Origin of the sequence: Bordetella genomosp. 7, from assembly GCF_002261265.1 — a bacterium.
GTDB lineage: Bacteria > Pseudomonadota > Gammaproteobacteria > Burkholderiales > Burkholderiaceae_B > Bordetella_A.
Genome location: NZ_NEVK01000006.1, coordinates 716,852 through 735,385 on the forward strand (window position 1 = coordinate 716,852; position 18,534 = coordinate 735,385).

18 protein-coding genes are annotated in these 18,534 nt (G+C 65.9%); 7 read left to right on the plus strand and 11 right to left on the minus strand.

Annotated features, from left to right (window positions below; translation table 11 throughout):
• Nucleotides 1-14: 14 nt before the first annotated feature.
• The 7 genes from CAL19_RS14410 to CAL19_RS14440 all read left to right on the plus strand — a co-directional run bounded on the left by CAL19_RS14410 (nucleotide 15) and on the right by CAL19_RS14440 (nucleotide 6,945).
• On the plus strand, nucleotides 15-1,523 hold the full coding sequence (locus tag CAL19_RS14410; RefSeq protein WP_094797126.1) for a class I adenylate-forming enzyme family protein: 1,509 nt from the start codon (nucleotides 15-17) through the stop codon (nucleotides 1,521-1,523).
• Between the two features lie 27 nt (nucleotides 1,524-1,550).
• Nucleotides 1,551-2,630, plus strand: coding sequence for an ABC transporter substrate-binding protein (locus CAL19_RS14415; RefSeq protein WP_094797127.1), 1,080 nt, complete (start codon nucleotides 1,551-1,553; stop codon nucleotides 2,628-2,630).
• Nucleotides 2,627-3,922 carry an acyl-CoA thioester hydrolase/BAAT C-terminal domain-containing protein gene (locus CAL19_RS14420; RefSeq protein WP_094797128.1) on the plus strand — a complete coding sequence of 432 codons (1,296 nt, stop codon included), beginning with the start codon at nucleotides 2,627-2,629 and terminating at the stop codon, nucleotides 3,920-3,922. The genes CAL19_RS14415 and CAL19_RS14420 overlap by 4 nt, the downstream gene beginning before the upstream one ends.
• Nucleotides 3,919-4,677 (plus strand): ABC transporter ATP-binding protein, encoded by a 759-nt coding sequence (locus CAL19_RS14425; protein ID WP_026638697.1) that lies wholly within the window; start codon nucleotides 3,919-3,921, stop codon nucleotides 4,675-4,677. The genes CAL19_RS14420 and CAL19_RS14425 overlap by 4 nt, the downstream gene beginning before the upstream one ends.
• Nucleotides 4,670-5,482, plus strand: a complete 813-nt coding sequence (locus CAL19_RS14430) for an ABC transporter permease (RefSeq protein ID WP_094797129.1) — start codon at nucleotides 4,670-4,672, stop codon at nucleotides 5,480-5,482. The genes CAL19_RS14425 and CAL19_RS14430 overlap by 8 nt, the downstream gene beginning before the upstream one ends.
• Nucleotides 5,483-5,639: 157 nt before the next feature.
• The gene (locus CAL19_RS14435; protein WP_026638699.1) at nucleotides 5,640-6,083 is read left to right on the plus strand and encodes an SRPBCC family protein; all 444 of its coding nucleotides are present in this window, start codon (nucleotides 5,640-5,642) and stop codon (nucleotides 6,081-6,083) included.
• 82 nt (nucleotides 6,084-6,165) lie between these two features.
• Entirely contained in the window at nucleotides 6,166-6,945 is a 780-nt protein-coding gene (locus tag CAL19_RS14440; protein ID WP_026638700.1) for an alpha/beta fold hydrolase, read from the plus strand.
• Nucleotide 6,946: 1 nt separating this feature from the next.
• Here CAL19_RS14440 and CAL19_RS14445 read toward each other — a convergent pair whose 3' ends face one another.
• From CAL19_RS14445 to CAL19_RS14495, 11 genes are all read right to left on the minus strand, one after another.
• A complete protein-coding gene (locus CAL19_RS14445) occupies nucleotides 6,947-7,546 on the minus strand; it encodes a helix-turn-helix domain-containing protein (protein WP_026638701.1) in 600 nt (199 codons plus the stop codon).
• Nucleotides 7,547-7,613: 67 nt separating this feature from the next.
• Nucleotides 7,614-8,534, minus strand: a complete 921-nt coding sequence (locus CAL19_RS14450; protein WP_094797130.1) for an N-carbamoyl-D-amino-acid hydrolase — start codon at nucleotides 8,532-8,534, stop codon at nucleotides 7,614-7,616.
• 20 nt (nucleotides 8,535-8,554) lie between these two features.
• Nucleotides 8,555-10,006, minus strand: coding sequence for an N-acyl-D-amino-acid deacylase family protein (locus tag CAL19_RS14455; RefSeq protein ID WP_094797131.1), 1,452 nt, complete (start codon nucleotides 10,004-10,006; stop codon nucleotides 8,555-8,557).
• A gap of 23 nt (nucleotides 10,007-10,029) precedes the next feature.
• Complete coding sequence (locus CAL19_RS14460) at nucleotides 10,030-11,019, minus strand: ABC transporter ATP-binding protein (protein WP_094797132.1); 990 nt, start codon at nucleotides 11,017-11,019, stop codon at nucleotides 10,030-10,032.
• 32 nt (nucleotides 11,020-11,051) lie between these two features.
• Nucleotides 11,052-12,029, minus strand: a complete 978-nt coding sequence (locus CAL19_RS14465; RefSeq protein ID WP_094797133.1) for an ABC transporter ATP-binding protein — start codon at nucleotides 12,027-12,029, stop codon at nucleotides 11,052-11,054.
• A 12-nt stretch (nucleotides 12,030-12,041) separates the two neighbouring features.
• Entirely contained in the window at nucleotides 12,042-12,908 is an 867-nt protein-coding gene (locus tag CAL19_RS14470; RefSeq protein ID WP_094797134.1) for an ABC transporter permease, read from the minus strand.
• 5 nt (nucleotides 12,909-12,913) lie between these two features.
• On the minus strand, nucleotides 12,914-13,849 hold the full coding sequence (locus CAL19_RS14475; protein ID WP_026638707.1) for an ABC transporter permease: 936 nt from the start codon (nucleotides 13,847-13,849) through the stop codon (nucleotides 12,914-12,916).
• 39 nt (nucleotides 13,850-13,888) lie between these two features.
• Nucleotides 13,889-15,472, minus strand: coding sequence for an ABC transporter substrate-binding protein (locus CAL19_RS14480; protein ID WP_094797135.1), 1,584 nt, complete (start codon nucleotides 15,470-15,472; stop codon nucleotides 13,889-13,891).
• 39 nt (nucleotides 15,473-15,511) lie between these two features.
• Entirely contained in the window at nucleotides 15,512-16,966 is a 1,455-nt protein-coding gene (locus tag CAL19_RS14485; protein ID WP_094797136.1) for a M81 family metallopeptidase, read from the minus strand.
• An 18-nt stretch (nucleotides 16,967-16,984) separates the two neighbouring features.
• Nucleotides 16,985-17,350, minus strand: a complete 366-nt coding sequence (locus CAL19_RS14490) for a RidA family protein (RefSeq protein WP_026638710.1) — start codon at nucleotides 17,348-17,350, stop codon at nucleotides 16,985-16,987.
• Between the two features lie 30 nt (nucleotides 17,351-17,380).
• A complete protein-coding gene (locus tag CAL19_RS14495) occupies nucleotides 17,381-18,532 on the minus strand; it encodes an NAD(P)/FAD-dependent oxidoreductase (RefSeq protein WP_094797137.1) in 1,152 nt (383 codons plus the stop codon).
• Nucleotides 18,533-18,534 lie beyond the last annotated feature (2 nt).

An 18,534-nucleotide genomic window follows, 5' to 3' on the forward strand; every position in this document is an offset into this window, starting at 1 on the left:
TCACCGGAGCAATCATGGCCACGTCCGCAGACAACCTCGGCACCGTGCTCGACGCTACCGCACTGGCGGCGCCGGATCGGATAGCGCTGGTCGACCTCGACGCCGGCGAATCCGCCCGGACCTGGACCTACGCGCAGTTGCGAGCGGCGGCCTGCCGCGTGGCCACGGCAATGCGCGCGCGCGGCTACGCGCCGGGCGACCGCATTGCCATCGTCGCGGCGAACTCGGCGCACTACCTGGCGGCGCTGCTGGGCATCCAGCGCGCCGGCCTGGTGCCCGTGCCGGTGAATTTCAAGTTTCCGCCCGAGACCATCGCCTATATCCTGCGCGACAGCGGATCCAGGCTGGTGCTGCACGACGCCGCGCGAGCGGGCGGCATTCCCGCAGATATCGAGGCGTTGCCGATCGATGGCGCCAGCTGGACCGGTCAGCCCGACGACGGCGTGGCGCCTGTCGCCCCGGCAGCGGACGATCTGGCGCTGATGCTGTATACGTCCGGATCGACCGGCCGCCCCAAAGGCGTGCGCCTGACGCACGCGGGGCAATACTGGACTGTGCGCATGCGCCAGTCCGCCACGCCGCTCGATGACGAGCGCACATTGATCGCGGCGCCGCTCTATCACATGAACGCGCTGGCGCTGTCTCTGCTCGTGCTCGCCTGCGGGGCCAGCGCGGTGCTGTTGCCGCAGTTCCAGGCACAGGCCTACATACGCGCCATTGAACGCTATCGCGTCACCTGGCTGACCGCCGTGCCGCCGATGATCGCGATGATGCTGCGCGAACATGACCTCCTGACTGCCACCGACCTGTCGTCGGTGCGGGCCATACGCATGGGCTCGGCGCCCGTCAGCGCGAGCCTGTGGCAGCAGATCCGCGAGATGCTGCCCAATGCGCGCATCATCAACGCCTACGGCACAACCGAGGGCGGCCCCGTCGTGTTCGGGCCGCATCCGGACGGCCTGCCCACTCCCCCCGCATCGGTAGGCTATCCGCATCCCGCAGTGCGGGTGCGGCTGAGCCAGGGCCCCGAAGACGGCGACAACACCGGTGTGCTCGAACTGAAGAGCCCCGGCCTGATGCTGGGCTATCACCAGCGGCCCGACCTCGGCACGCCATTCACGGACGACGGGTATTACCGTACCGGCGACGTCTTTCATCGTGACGCCGACGGGTTCTATACCTTCATGGGCCGGCGCGACGACATGTTCGTGTCCGGCGGCGAGAACATCTATCCCGCCGAAGTCGAGCGCATGCTCGAACGGCACCCGGCAGTGCAGCAGGCCTGCGTGGTGCCCATAGACGACGATATCAAGGGCACCAAGCCGGTCGCCTTCATCGTGCTGCGGGCTGGCGCCGCCGCCGACGAAGCCGCGATCAAGCAGTTTGCCCTGGCCCATGCCCCGGCTTACCAGCATCCGCGGCACGTGTGGTTCGTCCCTGCGCTTCCGCTGGCCAGCACCAACAAAATCGACCGACCGGCGCTGGCGCGCATGGCTGCCGACTATATCCGCCGCGCGGCCTGACGCCCGCGGCAATCACAGGAAAATCGCATGAAAAACATCCGCCATCTATTGCGCGCCGCTTGCTGCGCGGCGCTGGGCCTGGCTGCCGGCGGCGCACATGGCGCCGACGATGTCACCGTGGCACTGGCCATCCCACCCGCCGTGCACGACGGCGCGCCCTATGCGGCAGCCGAGGCGCTGGGCTTCTTCAAGCAGGAAGACCTCAACGTCCGGACCATCGTATTCCAGGGCGCGGGCGCCCTGTTGCCGCAGGTGGCCAACAAGCGTGTCACGCTGGGCTACCCCACGTCGGAACCGGTGATCTCCAGCTACTTCAACAGCAAGAACCCGTTGCCGCTGCGCTATTTCTACAACGGCGTGCCCACCAACACCATGGAGTTCGCGGTGCTGGCCGACGGCCCCATCCAGTCGCTGGCCGACCTCGAAGGCAAGACTGTCGGCGTCGGCGCGCTGACCTGGGGCACCATTCCGGGCGGCCGCGCCGCGCTGCGCACCGCCGGCCTGCAGCCGGGCCAGAACGTGGAATACGTGGCGGTCGGCGCCCTGGCGGCGGGCTTCCAGGCGCTGCGCACGGGCCAGGTCGATGCACTGAATTTCAACAGCAGCTGGCACGACATGCTGGAAATGTCGGGCACCAAGATCCGCCGCATCGGCTATCCCGCAGTCTTCAGCGAAACGGCCGGCAACGGCTTCATCGCGCACCAGGACACGTACCGCGACCAGCCCGACCTGCTGGTTCGTTTCGCCCGGGCCTACACCAAGGGGCAGATCGCCTGCGAGGCCAACCCGCGCTTCTGCGTCCAGGCCTATTGGCGCGCGCACCCCGAAACCCGCCCGGCCCAGAACGAGGCCGCCGAACTGGAAAAGAACAGCACGCTGCTGGCGCGCCGCCTCGCGCGCGTACTGCACAAGCCCGACGGCACGGCGCGCGTGCCGGGCCAGTACGACATCGCCGCCATCCGCGCCGGTATCGAGGCCATGCACGCCGCCGGCGAGTATCCGTCTGCAGAGGTTCCGGTCGAGGCCATCTTCTCGAATGACCTGATCGCACAGATCAACGACTTCGATGCCCAGGCCGTGCGCGCACAGGCCAAGGAGCAGCAATGATCCAGGCCGGCTCCGCCAGTTTGCAGATCACGCCCGCCGATGCCCTGATCGACATGCCGCGGCGCATCGTGGCCAGCGGCCTGCCCGCGGGCACCGCGCATGTCACCGCCACGCTGCAGCATCCCGATGGCAGCCGCTGGCGCAGCACTGCCGATTTCGAGGTCGGGGCCGACGGCGTGCTGGACCTGGATGCCCGCGCCCCGCTGCGCGGCGACTGGGACGTGGCCGACGCCATGGCCGTGGTCTGGGCCATGCGCCGCGAAGCCGCGCCCACCGCTGCCGAACTCAGTGAAGAAACGGCCGCACTGCAGATCGTGGTCGAGGTCGTCGCAGGCCCGCAACGCCTGGAGGCCAGCTTTGTACAACGCTACGAAAGCGCAGGCGTCTCGCGCAGCGAGCTGCGCGGCGAGATCTCCGGCACGCTGTTCACGCCCGCCACACCCGGGCCTCATCCTGCCATCGTCGTCATGAATGGCTCGGGCGGCGGCATCCCGCGCCAGCGCGCGGCGCTCTACGCCGCGCACGGCTACCTGGCGCTGGCGCTGGGCTATTTCAAGGCGCCCGGCCGTCCCGACTATATCTCCGAGACCCCGCTCGAATATTTCGAGCAGGCGTTGCAATGGCTGCACCGCACCCATGCGCCGCGGCGCGGCTTTGTCGCGGTCACGGGCCAATCGCGCGGCGGCGAATTGTCGCTGCTGCTGGGCTCGCGCTTTCCCCGCCTGGTGAGCGCGGTGATCGCCTACGTGCCGAGTTCGGTCGTGCACGGCAGTTTGCGCGCCGGCCGGCCGGGCCAGGCGCCCGACGCCCCGGTATGGACCTGGCAGGGCGAACCACTGCGCAACGTCTGGCAGGACAACCCCAACGCTGACTGGACCGCCTTCCTGCAGGCGCCTCCTGACGGCGCCCCGGTGCGCCAGGAACCCGCCTTCCGCACCGCCATGACGCACGCACCCAGTGTCGCGGCCGCTCGCGTTCCGGTCGAGCAGATTGCAGGCCCGGTCATGCTGGTGTCGGGCACCGACGACGGGTTCTGGCCATCGGCCGAGTACTCGCAACAGATCGCCGCCACGCTGCACGCGCACGGCCATCAATGGGCCGTGGAACACGTGCGCTGCGAAGGCGCAGGCCACGCCATCGGCGTGCCGCACCACCCGGCCACGCTGATCGCCAAGCCGCATCCCGTGGCGGGGCTGGTGCTCAGCGGCGGAGGCACCGCCCGGGCCAACGCGCACGCCAACCGCAGCGCCTGGACGGCAGTACTGCGCTTTCTTCGCGAGGCATCTGCATGAGCCTGGACCTGCACCTGGACGGCGTGCAGCTGGTCTACCCCACCCGCCGGGGCGATATCGACGCGCTGGGCCCCATCGACCTGGACGTACGGGCGGGCGAGTTCGTCGCCGTGCTGGGGCCGTCGGGCTGCGGCAAGTCGACGCTGGTAAAGCTCGCCTCGGGCCTGCTCGGCCCCAGCGCGGGCGAAGTCAAGCTGGGAGGCCAGCCCGTCACCGGCCCCAGCCGGCGCACCGGAGTGGTGTTTCAGAAGCCCAACCTGCTGCCCTGGAAAACCGTGGCGCAGAACGTGCTGCTGCCCGCGCGCACCCTGGGCCTGCCGGCCGCGCCCGCGGCGGCGCGCATGCGCGAGCTGCTGAAGCTGGTCGGCCTGGACGGGTTCGCCGACAACTATCCGTACGAACTGTCGGGCGGCATGCAGCAGCGCGTGGGCATCGCCCGCATGTTGCTGTCCGACCCCGACGTGCTGTTGATGGATGAACCCTTTGCAGCCCTGGACGCCCTGACCCGCGAATTGCTCACGCTGGAACTGCAGCGCATCTGGAGCCAGTCGCGCAAATCGGTGCTGTTTATCACGCACAGCATTCCCGAAGCCGTGTTCCTTGCCGACCGCATCATCGTGCTGTCGCCGCGCCCCGGGCGCATCGTCGAAGATTTCCGTCCCGGACTGGCGCGCCCGCGCACACCCGACACTCTCGGCCAAGCCGATTTCAACGAGGCCTGCCAGCACCTGCGGCAGCATTTCCTGCATGTCTGATCCCATCACCCGTCCTGCCCGGGGGCGCCGGCCGCGCCTGCCCGCTGCCGCCTATCCCCTGATCAGCCTGACCGTTCTGGTACTGGCCTGGGACATGGCCATACGCCTGTTTGCCATTCCCGACTATCTGCTTCCCACCCCGGGCGCCGTGTTCGACGCGCTGGCGCAGGGTTTCGCCAGCGGCGCACTGTGGCCGCATATCGGCGCCACGCTGGCCGAAGCGCTGTACGGCTACGCGGTGGGCTGCGGCCTGGCCATCGTGTTCGGCGCGCTGCTTGCCGAGTCGCGCACCTTCGAACGCTTCTGCTACCCCATCTTCCTGGGGTTGCAGGCCATGCCCAAGGTGGCGCTGGGCCCCATCATCCTCGTGTGGTTCGGATTCGGCATGAGCTCGAAGGTCGTCCTCGTGGCGCTGGTGTGCTTTTTCCCGCTGTTCGTCAACACAATCAACGGGATCAAGCGCATCGACCTCGAATTGCTGGATGCCTGCCGCGCCTACTCGGCCAGCCGGCTTTACCTGCTGCTGCACGTGAAGATTCCCGCCGCCGCCGGCGACATTTTCTCGGGCCTGCAGATCGGCGTATCGCTCGCGCTCATCGGCGCGGTGGTGGGAGAGTTCCTGTCTGCCCAGCAGGGCCTGGGTTACATGATCGCCTCGGCGTCGGTCAGCATGAGCCTGTCCACGATGTTCGCCGGCGTATTCCTGCTGGCGGCGCTGGGGCTCTGCGGCTCGCTGCTGATGCGCCGCCTGCACCGGCGCGTGGTGTTCTGGGAAGGCGAAGCCCGGGCCCGCGACCGCGCCTGACACGCGCGTGCCGCGCCCCCGCGGGCGCGCCGGCGCCCTCGAAACGCTCTGCGCCCGAGGCCGGTATATATACGGGTTATCCCTGACAGAATAATGTCGAAAGCGGCGCCGCCTGCACGTCGTGTCGGTACATCCACTCTTTCAGAAGGTGCCTGTCATGCCTGCCGGAACCGTACAACTCCACCGTATCCTGCGCGCCGCCCCGGAGCGCGTCTACCGTGCTTTCCTTGAAGCAGACGCCCTGGCCAAATGGTTGCCGCCCTATGGCTATACCTGTCAGGTCCATCACCTGGACGCCCGGGTAGGCGGCGGCCACAAGATGTCGTTTCGCAATTTCGGCACCGGGCAAGGCCATTCGTTCGGTGGCGAATATCTGGAACTCGTGCCCCACGAGACAATCCGCTACACCGACAAATTCGACGAAGGCCTGCCGGGCACGATGCACGTCACCGTGTCGCTCCGGGCCGTTTCCTGCGGCACTGAACTGAGCATCACGCAGGAAGGCATCCCCGAGGAAATCCCCACCGAAATGTGCTACCTGGGGTGGCAGGAATCGCTGCGGCAGCTGGCAAGACTCGTGGAGCCCGATATTGCCGAATAAGGCCGAGGCCCGGCATGCGCGCCCGGCTGGTTATGATCGGCATTACGTCCATCACCAGCCAAGGTTGCAGTTGGAAAAACGCATGCCCACCGTCATCACCGAGGAATACCACGTCGACGCCGGCCCCGGCCGGCTTTATGTCCGCCGCTGGCAGCCCGCCACGCCCGCCTCGCCACCGCCGGCCATCGTGTTGTTCCACGATTCGCTGGGCTGCGTGGAGCTGTGGCGCGACTTTCCCGGGCGGCTGGCGCACGCCACCGGGCGGCCCGTGGTGGCCTACGACCGCCTGGGCTTTGGCAAGTCCGACCCGAACCCAGGCACGCTCGACATGGATTTCGTCGAACAGGAAGCGCGCCACGGTTTTGCCGCCGTGCGCGAGGCCTTGCGGCTCGAGGAATTCGTGGCCCTGGGCCACAGCGTCGGCGGCGGCATGGCCCTGGCAAGCGCCGTGGAACATGCGGCGCGCTGCCGCGCGCTCATCACCGAATCGGCGCAGATGTTCACCGAAGAACATACGCTGGCCGGCATCCGGCAAGCGCGCAGCGACTTCGCACAGCCCGGCCAGGTCGATCGCCTGAAGAAATACCATGGCGAGAAAGCGCCATGGGTACTCAGCGCCTGGACCGATACCTGGCTGTCGCCCGGCTTTGCCGACTGGCGGCTCGATGACTGTCTGCGCGCAGTGCGTTGCCCCGTGCTGGCGTTGCATGGCGACAATGACGAATACGGGTCGCTCGCGCACCCGCAGCGCATGCAGGCACTGGCTGGCGCACAGGCGGTCATACTGCAGGATTGCGGCCACGTCCCGCACCGCGAAATGCCCGACACCGTCATCGCGCACATCGCGGGCTGGCTGAAGTAGTTCAGCCTCGGCGCCGCGCGGCCTGGGCCACGTCCACGCCGCGCTCGGGCACATCCGTACATACGGCCAGCACACGCGCCGGGGCCTTGCTGGTAGACAGATAGACGTGGCCCACCGAACTGTCGAAATACGCGGCCTCATTGCGCTTGAGGCGGATTTCCTGGCCGTTCTCGAACACCAGGCGAATGGCGCCCGACAGCACATAGGCGAACTCCTGGCCTGGATGCCGGATGTACTCCGAAAACTCATCCAGGCTGCGCGAGAACACTGTCGCCACGATGGGCGTCATGTCCTTGCCCGAAATTTCGCTGAAGAAGAACTGATGCCGGTAGGTGGCCGTCTGGTAGTCGCGCTGCTCCTGCGAGCTGGCCTTGATCACGGTGCCGTTGAGCCGGTTGGGGGCCTGCTCGCCCCCGGGCTGCAGCAACAGCGACATATCGACATCGAGCGCCAGGGCGATGGCCACGAACTTTTCGTAGCTCAGCGCCGTCTGTCCCAATTCCGCCTTCGACAAGGTAGACAACGCCACCCCCGACGAGTGGGACAGCTGCTTCAACGTAAACCCTTTTTCTTTGCGGATGGATCGCAGCCGGGCGCCCATGGCCTCTTTTGAGTAGCTTTTATGCGTGCCCGCCCCCATGCCCGACCCCATCCGCACTCCGTATGGTTTACAACGGCTGCCGGCTGGCGCCGACTCTTTCGACGATGGCACGATAGTGCTCCGGCCGCCGATGCCGCTCGAAATAAAATATGTTACTCCGGTAGCCGTCGGCCAGCGTCATATCGCATACATAGTTGATGACTTCATCGTCTTCGGAAAGCGCCTGGACGGCGATTTCGCCGGTGGGCGCCACGATGCACGAGCCGCCGATCATATGGATGCCTTCTTCTACGCCGGCCTTGGCCGCGGCGGCGATCCAGCAGGTGTTCTGGTAGGCAGAGGCCTGCAGCGAAAGATGGTTGTGATGGCCCGGCAGGTGCCGTGGCTCGCCCAGGCGCCCGTATCCGGTGGGCGTGTTGTAACCCACCATGACCAGGTCCACGGCCTGCAGGCCCATGACCCGGTAAGTCTCGGGCCAGCGGCGATCGTTGCAGATGCACATGCCGATACGCATGTCGCCCGCGTCGAATACCGGAAAGCCCAGGTCGCCCACCTCGAAGTACTTCTTCTCCAGGTGCTGTATGGGATAGCCGTCCTGCGACTGCGCATCGCCCGGAATGTGGATCTTGCGATACTTGCCGATGATGGCGCCGTTGCCGTCCACCAGAATGCTGGTGTTGAACTGGCGATCGCCATCGAGTTCGGCGTAGCCCAGGTAGAACCCGACACCCAGCGTGCGCGCCAGGTCGAACAGCGGCCGGGTTTCCTTGCCCGGCATCTCGGTTTCGAAGAACCCGCGTATCTCTTGCGGATCGTCCATCTCCCAACGCGGAAAGAACGTGGTCAACGCCAGCTCGGGGAAAGTCACCCACCTGGCGCCGCGGCCGGCGGCGTCCTTGAGCAGGTCGCACAGGCGCGCAACCGTCTGCGCGCGCGTGTCCGCGCGCTGGATGGGGCCCATCTGGGCCACGGCGATATGCATCTTCATCTGTAGGTTCCTCGAGCCAGTCAGCCGCGCGACAGCACGCGGCCTGGGAAGTTGCCGGTGAAAAGGCCATCGGCGTCCCACACCTTGGCGCCGTTGACGTACACATGGTGGATGCCGCGCGAGCGCTCCATCGGCGTCTCGAACGTCGCGGCGTCGGCCACGGTGGCCGGGTCGAACACCACCAGGTCGGCATAGGCATCCTGCTGGATCACGCCGCGGTCTTTCAGGCCGAACCGGCTGGCGGTCAGGCCCGTCATCTTCCATACGGCGGTCTCGATGGGAAACAAGCCCAGGTCGCGGCTGTAATGGCCCAGCACCCGGGGGAATGTCCCCCACAGGCGCGGATGCGGATGCGTATCGTGCGGCAGCCCGTCCGAACCGATCATGGTGTCGGGAAACGCCATGATGCGCTGCACGTCGTCTTCGTCCATCATGAAGTAAATGGCGCCCGCCGGCATCAACTCGTCCACCACGTCCCAGCGATCCTTGCCGCGTTCCCTGGCGATGTCGTCCAGGTCTTTGCCGGTGTACTGCGGAAACGGCTTGCACCACGTAATGATGGTCCGTGCCGACAGCAGCGCGCGGTCTTTCTTCAGCATGGTCGAGCCGGCGATGTACGGGTACGCGTCCAGCGAGATTTCCTGGTTCTTCATTGCCTCGGAAATAATGGCCAGCGTCTCGGCGGACCGCCCGAAGTTCTGTCTGCCCATCAACTTGTGATGCGATATCACTACGGGTACGTCCAGCGTCTTGCCGATGCGGAACGTCTCATTCAGGGCATCGACGATATGGTCGCCTTCGTCGCGCATGTGCGTGGCGTAGATGCCGTTGTGGGCAGAAAGCGGGCGGCACACTTCGATGATTTCTTCCGTAGTGGCATTCGCCGCCGGCGGGTAGAAGGTGCCCGTGGAAATTCCGATCGCGCCCGCCTGCATGCCTTCGAGCGCCAGGCGCTGCATGCGGTCGATCTCTTGCGGCGTGGCATTGCGATGCAGGTCCGGCATGATGGCGGCGCGCAGGGTCGAATGGCCCAGCATGCACGCGCAGTTCACCGCGGGCGGCGAGTCACGCAGCGCCCCCAGATAATCGGCGAAGGTCGAGAACGCATAACTGCCGCCCAGGTCCAGCAAGTCCAGCGGCGCAGGCGGGCTGTCGTGCAGCAGCGGCGCCAGGCTGATGCCGCAGTTGCCGGTCACGACCGTGGTGACCCCTTGCGAGATCTTGGGCTCCATGGCGGGCTTGCGCAGCAGCAGGTTGTCGTCATGGGTGTGCGAATCGATGAATCCGGGCGATACGGCCATTCCCGACACATCGGCCCGATGCGCGGCGACGGCCCGGCTAAGGTCGCCGACGGCGGCGATCCGGTCGCCTCGCACGCCGATGTCGGCGACGAAAGGCTTGGAATTCGTGCCGTCGACCACCAGGCCGCCCGCCAGGACGAGGTCATACGTTTCATTGGTAGGATGCGTCATACCCTGCTCCCGCGGAAAATTGACTAGGCAAAATGACACGCCACGACGTGGCTGTCGCTGAAACGCCGGGCTGCCGGCTGCGTCTCGGCGCAAACCGCCTGCGCGTTGGGGCAGCGCGTCCGAAAAGCGCAGCCCGACGGCGGCGACAGCGGGCTGGGAATCTCGCCCGACAGCCGCATGGCCTTGGCCTGGCCCTGGCTGGCTTGCGAAAAGCGCGGCACCGCCGCCATCAAGGCGCGTGTATACGGGTGCCGCGGCGTGTTGAAGATCTCGTCGCGCGTGCCGGTTTCCACCACACGCCCCAGGTACATCACGGCCACCGAGTGGCTCAGGTGCCGCACCACGCTCAGGTCGTGCGAAATAAACAGATAGGTCAGGCGCAGCGACTTCTGCAGGTCGACCAGAAGGTTGATCACCTGGGCCTGCACCGACACGTCCAGCGCCGAGACGGGCTCGTCGCACACCACAAACTCGGGCTCCAGCGCCAGGGCCCGCGCGATCACCAGCCGCTGCCGCTGCCCTCCGGAGAACTGGTGCGGGTACTTGTCCAGCGAATCGGGCTTCAGGCTCACCAGGCGCAGCAGCTCTTGCAGCCGTTGCTCGATGCTCGCCGAGGGCACGGAAAAGTTGCGCAGGGGCTCGGCCAGGATAGCGCGCACCCGCATGCGCGGGTTCATCGATGAATACGGATCCTGGAAAATAAACTGGATCTTCCTGCGCAGCTGGCGCAGTTCGCCGTGCGCCAGTCCGCCGATATCCCGGCCTTCGAACAGCACCTGGCCGCCGGATGGTTCGAGCAGGCGGGCAATGCAGCGGCCCAGGGTGGATTTTCCGCAGCCCGATTCGCCAACAATGCTGAAGGTCTCGCCTTTGCGCACCGTGAACGACACGTCGCTCACGGCATTCAATACCGCGTTCTTGCCGCGGCTCCTGACGGTAAAGCGCTTGCTGAGCCCGACGACCTCCATCTGGACATCGCCATCAGGCGCGGCGCGCATATCTTCGTAAGCCATTTTGCTGTTCGCTCAGATGTTCATGGGCGCGGCTAGGCCGCCACGCGGCACCAGTACGTGTGCGCGCCGCCGTCCTGCAGGGGCACTGGCGCGACAGACTGGCAACTATCCACCGCCTGGGGGCAGCGCGATGAAAACGCGCAGCCGCGCGCCTGGGGAGTAATGGTGGGCACAATGCCGGGCAGTTCGGCCAGGCGCGGCTGGTCGCCATCCGTGTCCACGAAAGCGGGCAGCGCGCGTATCAGGGCCTGGGTGTAGGGGTGGCGCGGCCGGTACAGCACATCCGACACCGAGCCCTCTTCTACCTTGGATCCGGCATACATCACCATGACGCGGTCACAGGCCTCGGCCACCACGCCCAGGTCGTGCGTGATCAGCACGATGGCCGTGCCCAGCTGCTGCTGGATGTCTTTCAGTATCTGCAGTATCTGCGCCTGTATCGTCACGTCCAGCGCCGTCGTGGGCTCGTCAGCGATAAGCAGGCGCGGCTTGCATGCCAGGGCGATGGCAATCATGACGCGCTGGCGCATTCCGCCCGACAGCTCATACGGATAGTTCGCCAGGCGCTTCTGCGGGTCGGATACCTGCACGAGCTCGAGCAGCCCCTGGGCCTCCGACAATGCCTGCTTGTACGTCCGGCCCTGGTGGCGCACGATAGATTCGGCGATCTGCCGTCCCACCGTGAACACCGGGTTCAACGACGTCATCGGTTCCTGGAAGATCATCGACAGCTGGTTGCCGCGCACGCCGCGCATCTGGCGCTCGCTCAAGGCAAGCAGGTTCTGCTGCTCGAAATGCACGGCGCCGCTGACCACCCGCGCCGACTTCGCGAGCAGCCGCATAATGGCCAGCGACGTGACGCTCTTGCCGCAGCCCGACTCGCCCACGATGCCCAGCGTCTCGCCGCTGCGCACATGGAACGACAGATCATTTACAGCCACCACCGTGCGCGCCAGCCCTTCGAAATGCACGCTCAGGTGCTCGACACGCAGAATTTCCTTATCGCTCATGACGTCCGTGCCTCAGATCTTCTTGGCCAGCTTGGGGTCCAGCATGTCGCGCAGCCCGTCGCCCAGCATGTTGACGGCCAGCACTGTCATCGCCAGGAACAGGCCCGGGAACAGGATGATGTGGAACGCGATCGACAGGAAATTGCGGCCATCGGCCATGATGTTGCCCCAGCTTGGCGTCTGCGGCGGTATGCCCACGCCCAGGAAGCTGAGCACGGCCTCGGTGATGATCGCCGACGCGGCGATGAAGGTCGCCTGCACCATGAGCGGAGCAAACAGGTTGGGCAGAATATGCATCGCCAGGATCTTGTGCGTGCGCGTGCCCAGCGCGTGCGCCGCCTCGACGTAGGGCTGGTTGCGTATCGACAGAACCAGCGCGCGCACCAGGCGCACCACGCGCGGCACCTCGGGGATGACGATGGCGGCGATCACGGTCAGCAGGCCGCCCCTGAAAACGGCCATCAGGGCAATGGCAAGCAGAATGTTCGGGATGGCCATCAGCCCGTCCATCACCCGCATGATCACCATGTCGAGCCTGGAAAAATAGCCCGCCAGCATGCCTATCGCCACGCCCAGCGCCACGCTGAGCACGGCCACGGCGATACCCACCACCAGCGACACGCGCGCGCCCCACATCACGCGGGAAAAGATGTCTCGCCCGAGAGCGTCGGTGCCGAATATATGGGCCGCGGACGGCGGCTTCATGCGCGCCAGCGGGTTGATGTCCAGGGGGTTGTACGGCGCGATGGCCGGCGCGAAGATGGCGACCAGCGCCAGCGCGGCCAGCACCGCGATGCCGATATACATGGCCGGCTGCTGGCGCAACGCAAAGGCGATGCGCCTGCGGCTGCCGACGGAATGGGAAGCAAGGGCTTGCATGGCGATCAGCTGTCCATACGGGGGTCGAAAATGCGATAGCTCATGTCTACCAACAGGTTGATGAGCACGTAGACTGCCGACGAAATCAGCAGAACACCCTGTATCACCGGGTAGTCATGGCGCAATACGGCATCTACCGTCAGCCGACCCAGTCCCGGAATGGCGAACACGGTTTCAGTGACGACCACGCCGCCGATCAACATGGCAACACCCACGCCTATCGTCGTGACGATGGGGTTTGCGGCGTTCTTCAGCGCGTGCCAGATAACCAGGCGCGAGCCCAGCCCCTTGGCGCGCGCGGTGCGGATGTAGTCTTCGCCCAGCGCCTCCAGCATGGTGGCGCGCGTCATGCGGGTCAGCAGCGCCATGTACACCAGGCCAAGCGACACACAGGGCAGCACCAGATGCCTGGCGTACGCGCCCAGTCCATCGGACATGGGCTTGTAGCCCTGCACCGGCAGGGCGCCCATCTTCACCGAGAACACATAGGCCAGCCCGTAGCCGATCAGGAACACCGGTATCGAAAAGGCCACCACCGACCCCAGCATGATCAGCCGGTCTGTCAGGGAACCGGCCTTCCAGGCGGCAATGATGCCCAGCGGCACGGCCAGGAAAACCGCCAGCACGATGGTAAAGAGCGCGATGGACAGCGTCGGCCCCATGCGTTGCTGGATAAGCGTCAACACCGGCATTCTGGTCGACGTGGAAACGCCCAGGTCGCCTCGCAGGACGTTGCCGCCCCACGTCAGGAATTGCTCGATGAGCGGCTTGTCCAGCCCCATGGCGGCGCGGATCTTTTCCACGTCTTCGACGGTGGCGTTGTCTCCCGCCAGCACGGCCGCCGGGTCTCCCGGCGACATGTGGGCCAGCAGGAAAACAAACACCGCCACCACCGCCATCACCGGGATGGTTGCGACCAGCCTACGTATCAAGTACCGCAATTCATCACTCCTTGGGCCGTTTCCCGTGGGCGGGCGCGCCTACTTTTTCTCGACGTTCCACATGACGGGGATGCCGATCTTCATCAGATCGGTGTTGGCCAGCCCGCGCGTGGCGATCACCGGCTTGAACTCGCCCCAGATCACATACGGCACCGTCTCGTAGGCGCGCGCCTGGATCCTGGCGGCAAGCTCCTTGCTCTTGGCGGGATCGCTTTCGGCGATCCACTGGGCACGCAGCTTGTCGAGTTCTTCATCGCACGGCCAGCCCGGCAGGCCATTGCCGCACGGCGCCGACAGCCAGGGGTTGGTGACCGGCGTATTGGCGTCGAAGTAGCCGCCATGCGTGATGAAGATGTTCCAACCGCCGTTTTCCGGCGCGTCTTTCTTCAGCCGGCGCGCGGCAACCGACGCCCAGTCCATGGCCTGCAGGTCGACGTTGAAGCCGGCCTTCTGCAGCGCCTGCGCCAGCACCAGGTTGGCCGGGCTGTTCACGTTGTCGGTCGGATACAGGATCACGACCTTTTCGTTCTGGTAGCCCGCTTCCTTGAGCAGCTGCCTGGCCTTTTCGAAGTCGGGCTTCTTGTAGGACGCGGCGCCCACGTCGGTGGCATAGGGCGAGCTGCACGTGTACATGGACGGGCAGTATTCGGTGCGGTACTTGCCGCCGTAGCCGACCGCCGAAACGAATTCGGCCTGATCGATGACGTGGTACATGGCCTGGCGCGCCTTGGCGTTATTGAAAGGCGGATGCAGGGAGTTGGGCACCACCATGCCCTGGGACGCCAGAGCCGGAATCAGGTTGACCTCGGCATTGCCTTCGAGCACCGGCAGGAAGTCCGGCGTCACGCTCTCGATCATGTCGATCTCGCCGTTCTGCAGCGCGGCGGCGGCCGTGTTGGCGTCGGGGATATACACCCACTCGACGCGATCTACTTTCACGACCTTGCCGCCGGCCAGGCCGTCGGCGGGCTCGGCGCGCGGCACGTAGTCCGGGTTCTTCACGTACACCACTTTGTTGCCCGGAACCCATTCGTCTTTCTTGAACAGGAAGGGGCCCGACCCCACCATTTCGGTGACGGGAATGCTGGGATCGCTGTCTGCCAGCCGCTTGGGCATGATGAACAGCGGCATGCCCGACGGCTTGGACAGCGCCGCCAGCACCAGGCCGAACGGATTTTCCAGCGTAATCTCGAACGTCCTGTCGTCCACGACCTTGAGCTTGGCGCCCGCTTTCATCATCAGGCGGCCCAGGGTGTCTTTCTTGGCCCACCGCTCGATCGACGCCACGCAATCGGCAGCCGTGACGGGAGTGCCGTCATTGAACTTCAGGTTCTCGCGCAGCGTGAACGACCACTGCTTGCCGTCTTCGGACTCCGTCCAGGTATCCACCATCTGCGGGCGGATCTCGCCCTTGCTGTCCTGGGCGAACAGCGTGTCGAACACCATGTAGCCATGGTTGCGCGTAATGTAGGCCGTGTTGAACAGCGGATCCAGCGTTTTCAAGTCTGCGGTAGGGGCCAGGCGCACCGTGGTGGCCGACCACGCCGCGCCGCTGGCCAGCAACAGGCCGGCGGCGCCCAGGCTGACGGCCAGCGTTTTCAGGCAGGCGAAGTCTTTCATCATTCTTGCTCTCCAGAGACGTTCAAGTATTGCTGCGCGGCATCAGGCAGCCGGCGTGACCAGCGGCCATTTGGGGTAAGTGATTTTCCGGTAGGGCAGCGCGTGCAGGTCCGACGACACGGAACCCGGTGTGCGCAGGTAGATGACCTGCGCCGCGACCTTGGAAAAATCGGCGTAGAAGTGCTGCGACGACTTCACCACGATGTACTTGCACTGCGCCAGGTCGATGCCGAACTGTGTAAACAGGTCGCGGCCGACGGCCTGGTTGCGCACCGTGTTCAACACCATCGTGATGCCTTCGGCCTCGACTACCGCCACGTCGCCGATCAGCGAAGGCGTGTTCGACAGCCCCGTCATGTAGGCATTGCGCTTCAATGCCTTCACCACACAGTGCACATCCACAGGCTGGCCGGACGCTGGCGACACTTTGCCGCCCACGCGCAACGCAAGCGCGGCGCCCTCGCCGGCGTTCATGCACAGGCTCACGGCAACAGGGTCCCAGATCGGGCCGATCACGGCGTCGCGCACCTGGTGCGCCAGGAAATCGGCCAGCACAAAAGTCGAATCACTGCCCGCCCCGCCACCCGCGTTGTCGGCCGAATCCGCCAGCACGGCGGGATATCGCCCGTTCTCGGCCACCAGGCGGATGGCCTCGGCCGTCGTGGGGTTGGGCGTCTGCAGCGCATCGCGAAAACCGATGATTTCTTCGCCCAGTTCCCGGGCCAGCTGCGTGGCGCGGGCGGCATCGCCGTCCGTGTACACCAGCACCTTGGATCCCATGCCGGGCACGTCGCCCCAGGGAAACCCGTGCGCGATGGAAATCGACAGAATGCCGGGCTCCTGCTCCATGCGCAGCAGGCGGTCGACGAAACTGCGCATGGGCTCGCGGCTCGTGTGCATGATAGAGATCATCTCGCAGTCATACACCCCCAGCGTGGGGCTGGCCTCTCCGCGCACCTTGGCCGCGCATAGATCCACCAGGTCGTAGGCGCGCTCCAGAATATCGGTATGCGGGTATTCCTTGAAGCACACCAGCACATCGGCGGTCTCGTACATCAGCGGGGTCATGTGGCAATGCGGGTCGAGCTCGGCGCCGATGACCACTGCGGGCCCGACGATCTCGCGCACCCGGGAAATCAGGTCGCCCTCGCAGTCGTCGTAGCCATCGGCCACCATGGCGCCATGCAGGCCCAGCACCACCATATCCACCTGGCCCGCGTTCCTGAGGTCCTGCAGTATCTCGTCGCGCAGCGTCTCGTACGCATAACGCGTGGTCAGCCCTGCCGGCACCGCGCCGGCCACGGTTCCTTCGATAACCGTCCAGCCGTGGGCCCTGGCCCGCTGGCGCGCGGCCCACAGCGGCCCGGAGAACTGCAGCATCGTGTCCGGATGCTGACCCGCCGGGTGGTATCCGCGCGCCTTGAACGAATCGATGCCGGTCGGGATGGGCGAAAACGTATTGGTCTCGGTCGACAGCGATGCCGTGAAGATCCTCATGGCCGTGCTCCTGTAGCGTCAGCGGTCCAGGGCCTGGATTTCGATTTCCAGGTCCACGCCCATTGCCAGCTTGGCTTGCACCGTGGACCGCACCGGCAGGCCCGACTTGAAATACGACCGGTAGGCGTCGTTGAAATCGGCGAACAAGGCCAGGTCGGACAGCCAGACGGTGGCCTTGATCACATCGTCGAATCCCAGGCCCACCTCGGCCAGGCTGTCGGCCAGTCGCTCCATGACGGCGGCGGTCTGCGCCTTGATGTCGCCACGCACAACCTGGCCATCGCGATCCATCGGGATCTGGCCCGAGAAGAACACAAATCCTCCGGCGCGGATCATCCGCGAGAATGGCAGGCCCAGGGGGGATTCGTATCGTTGAATGCTCATGTCGGTCACTCGAAATGGTGTGAAAGGGAATCAGGCGCGAAAGCGGCCCGGCGAAACAATGGACACGTCGATGTTTTCGGCCTGCAGCGACGGATCTAGCGGCTCGCCCAGGATCAGGTTCGCGGCCAGCAGCGACGCGCCCGGCGCGGTCTGGATGCCATAGCCGCCCTGCCCGACCAGCCAGAAAAAGCCGCTGACATCCGGGTCCCAGCCCACGGCGAAATCGCCATCGGGCAGGAACGAACGCAGGCCGGCCCAGGTGTGGCTCGGACGGCGGATGTTCAACGTGGTCGCGGTGCAGATCCGGTCGATGCCGATGGCGACGTCCAGCTCTTCGGCCACCACGTCGTGCGGCTCCACGGGGTCTGCGTTGGCCGGCGACCCGAGAAACTGCCCCGCATCCGGCTTGAAGTAGAACGACTCGTCCACGCCCACCACGGCCGGCCACCGATCGGAATCAGCCCACTGGCCGTCGGCCGCGTCGGGCTTGAAGGTGAAGGCGCTGCGGCGCTTGGGCTGCAGGCCCAGCGGCGCCACGCCGAACACGCCGGCCACCTGTTCGCCCCAAGCGCCCGCGGCATCGACCACGTTGCGCGCGGCGACCGTGGCGCCGTTGGAAAGCCCGACCAGCCAGGCGTCATCCTGGCGAGCAGCCCGCTGCACCGTGGCGTTGTAGGCGAACTCCACGCCCGCCTGCCTGGCGCCGCGCAAGAACCCCTGCAGCAACGCATGCACGTCGATGTCCTTGGCGTCGGGCTCCTCGATGGCGCCGATCAATCCTTCGCGCCGCACGCAGGGTACGCGGCCGACGACGTCATCCGCCGTCATGGCCCGTATCGTGGCGCCGGTGGCCTGCAATTGCGCCATCGTCTCGGCCAGCAGGTCCTGCTGCCCCTCGTGCGCGATATAGACAACGCCACGATCGCCCAGCAGGGGGTGATCGCTGAAGCCGTCGGGAGGCGATTCGAAAAAGCGGCGGCTGGCGCGCGTCAGCGCGCGGATGGCCGGGGTGCCATAGGTTTCCATGAACATGGCGGCCGAACGGCCCGACGAGTGGTAGCCCGCCTGGCTCTCTCTTTCCACCACCATCACGGCTCCGCGATCCCGCAGCCGATAGGCCAGCGAAGCGCCCGCCATGCCGGCGCCAATGATCAGATAGTCATAAACCTTCGCGACAGCCATGA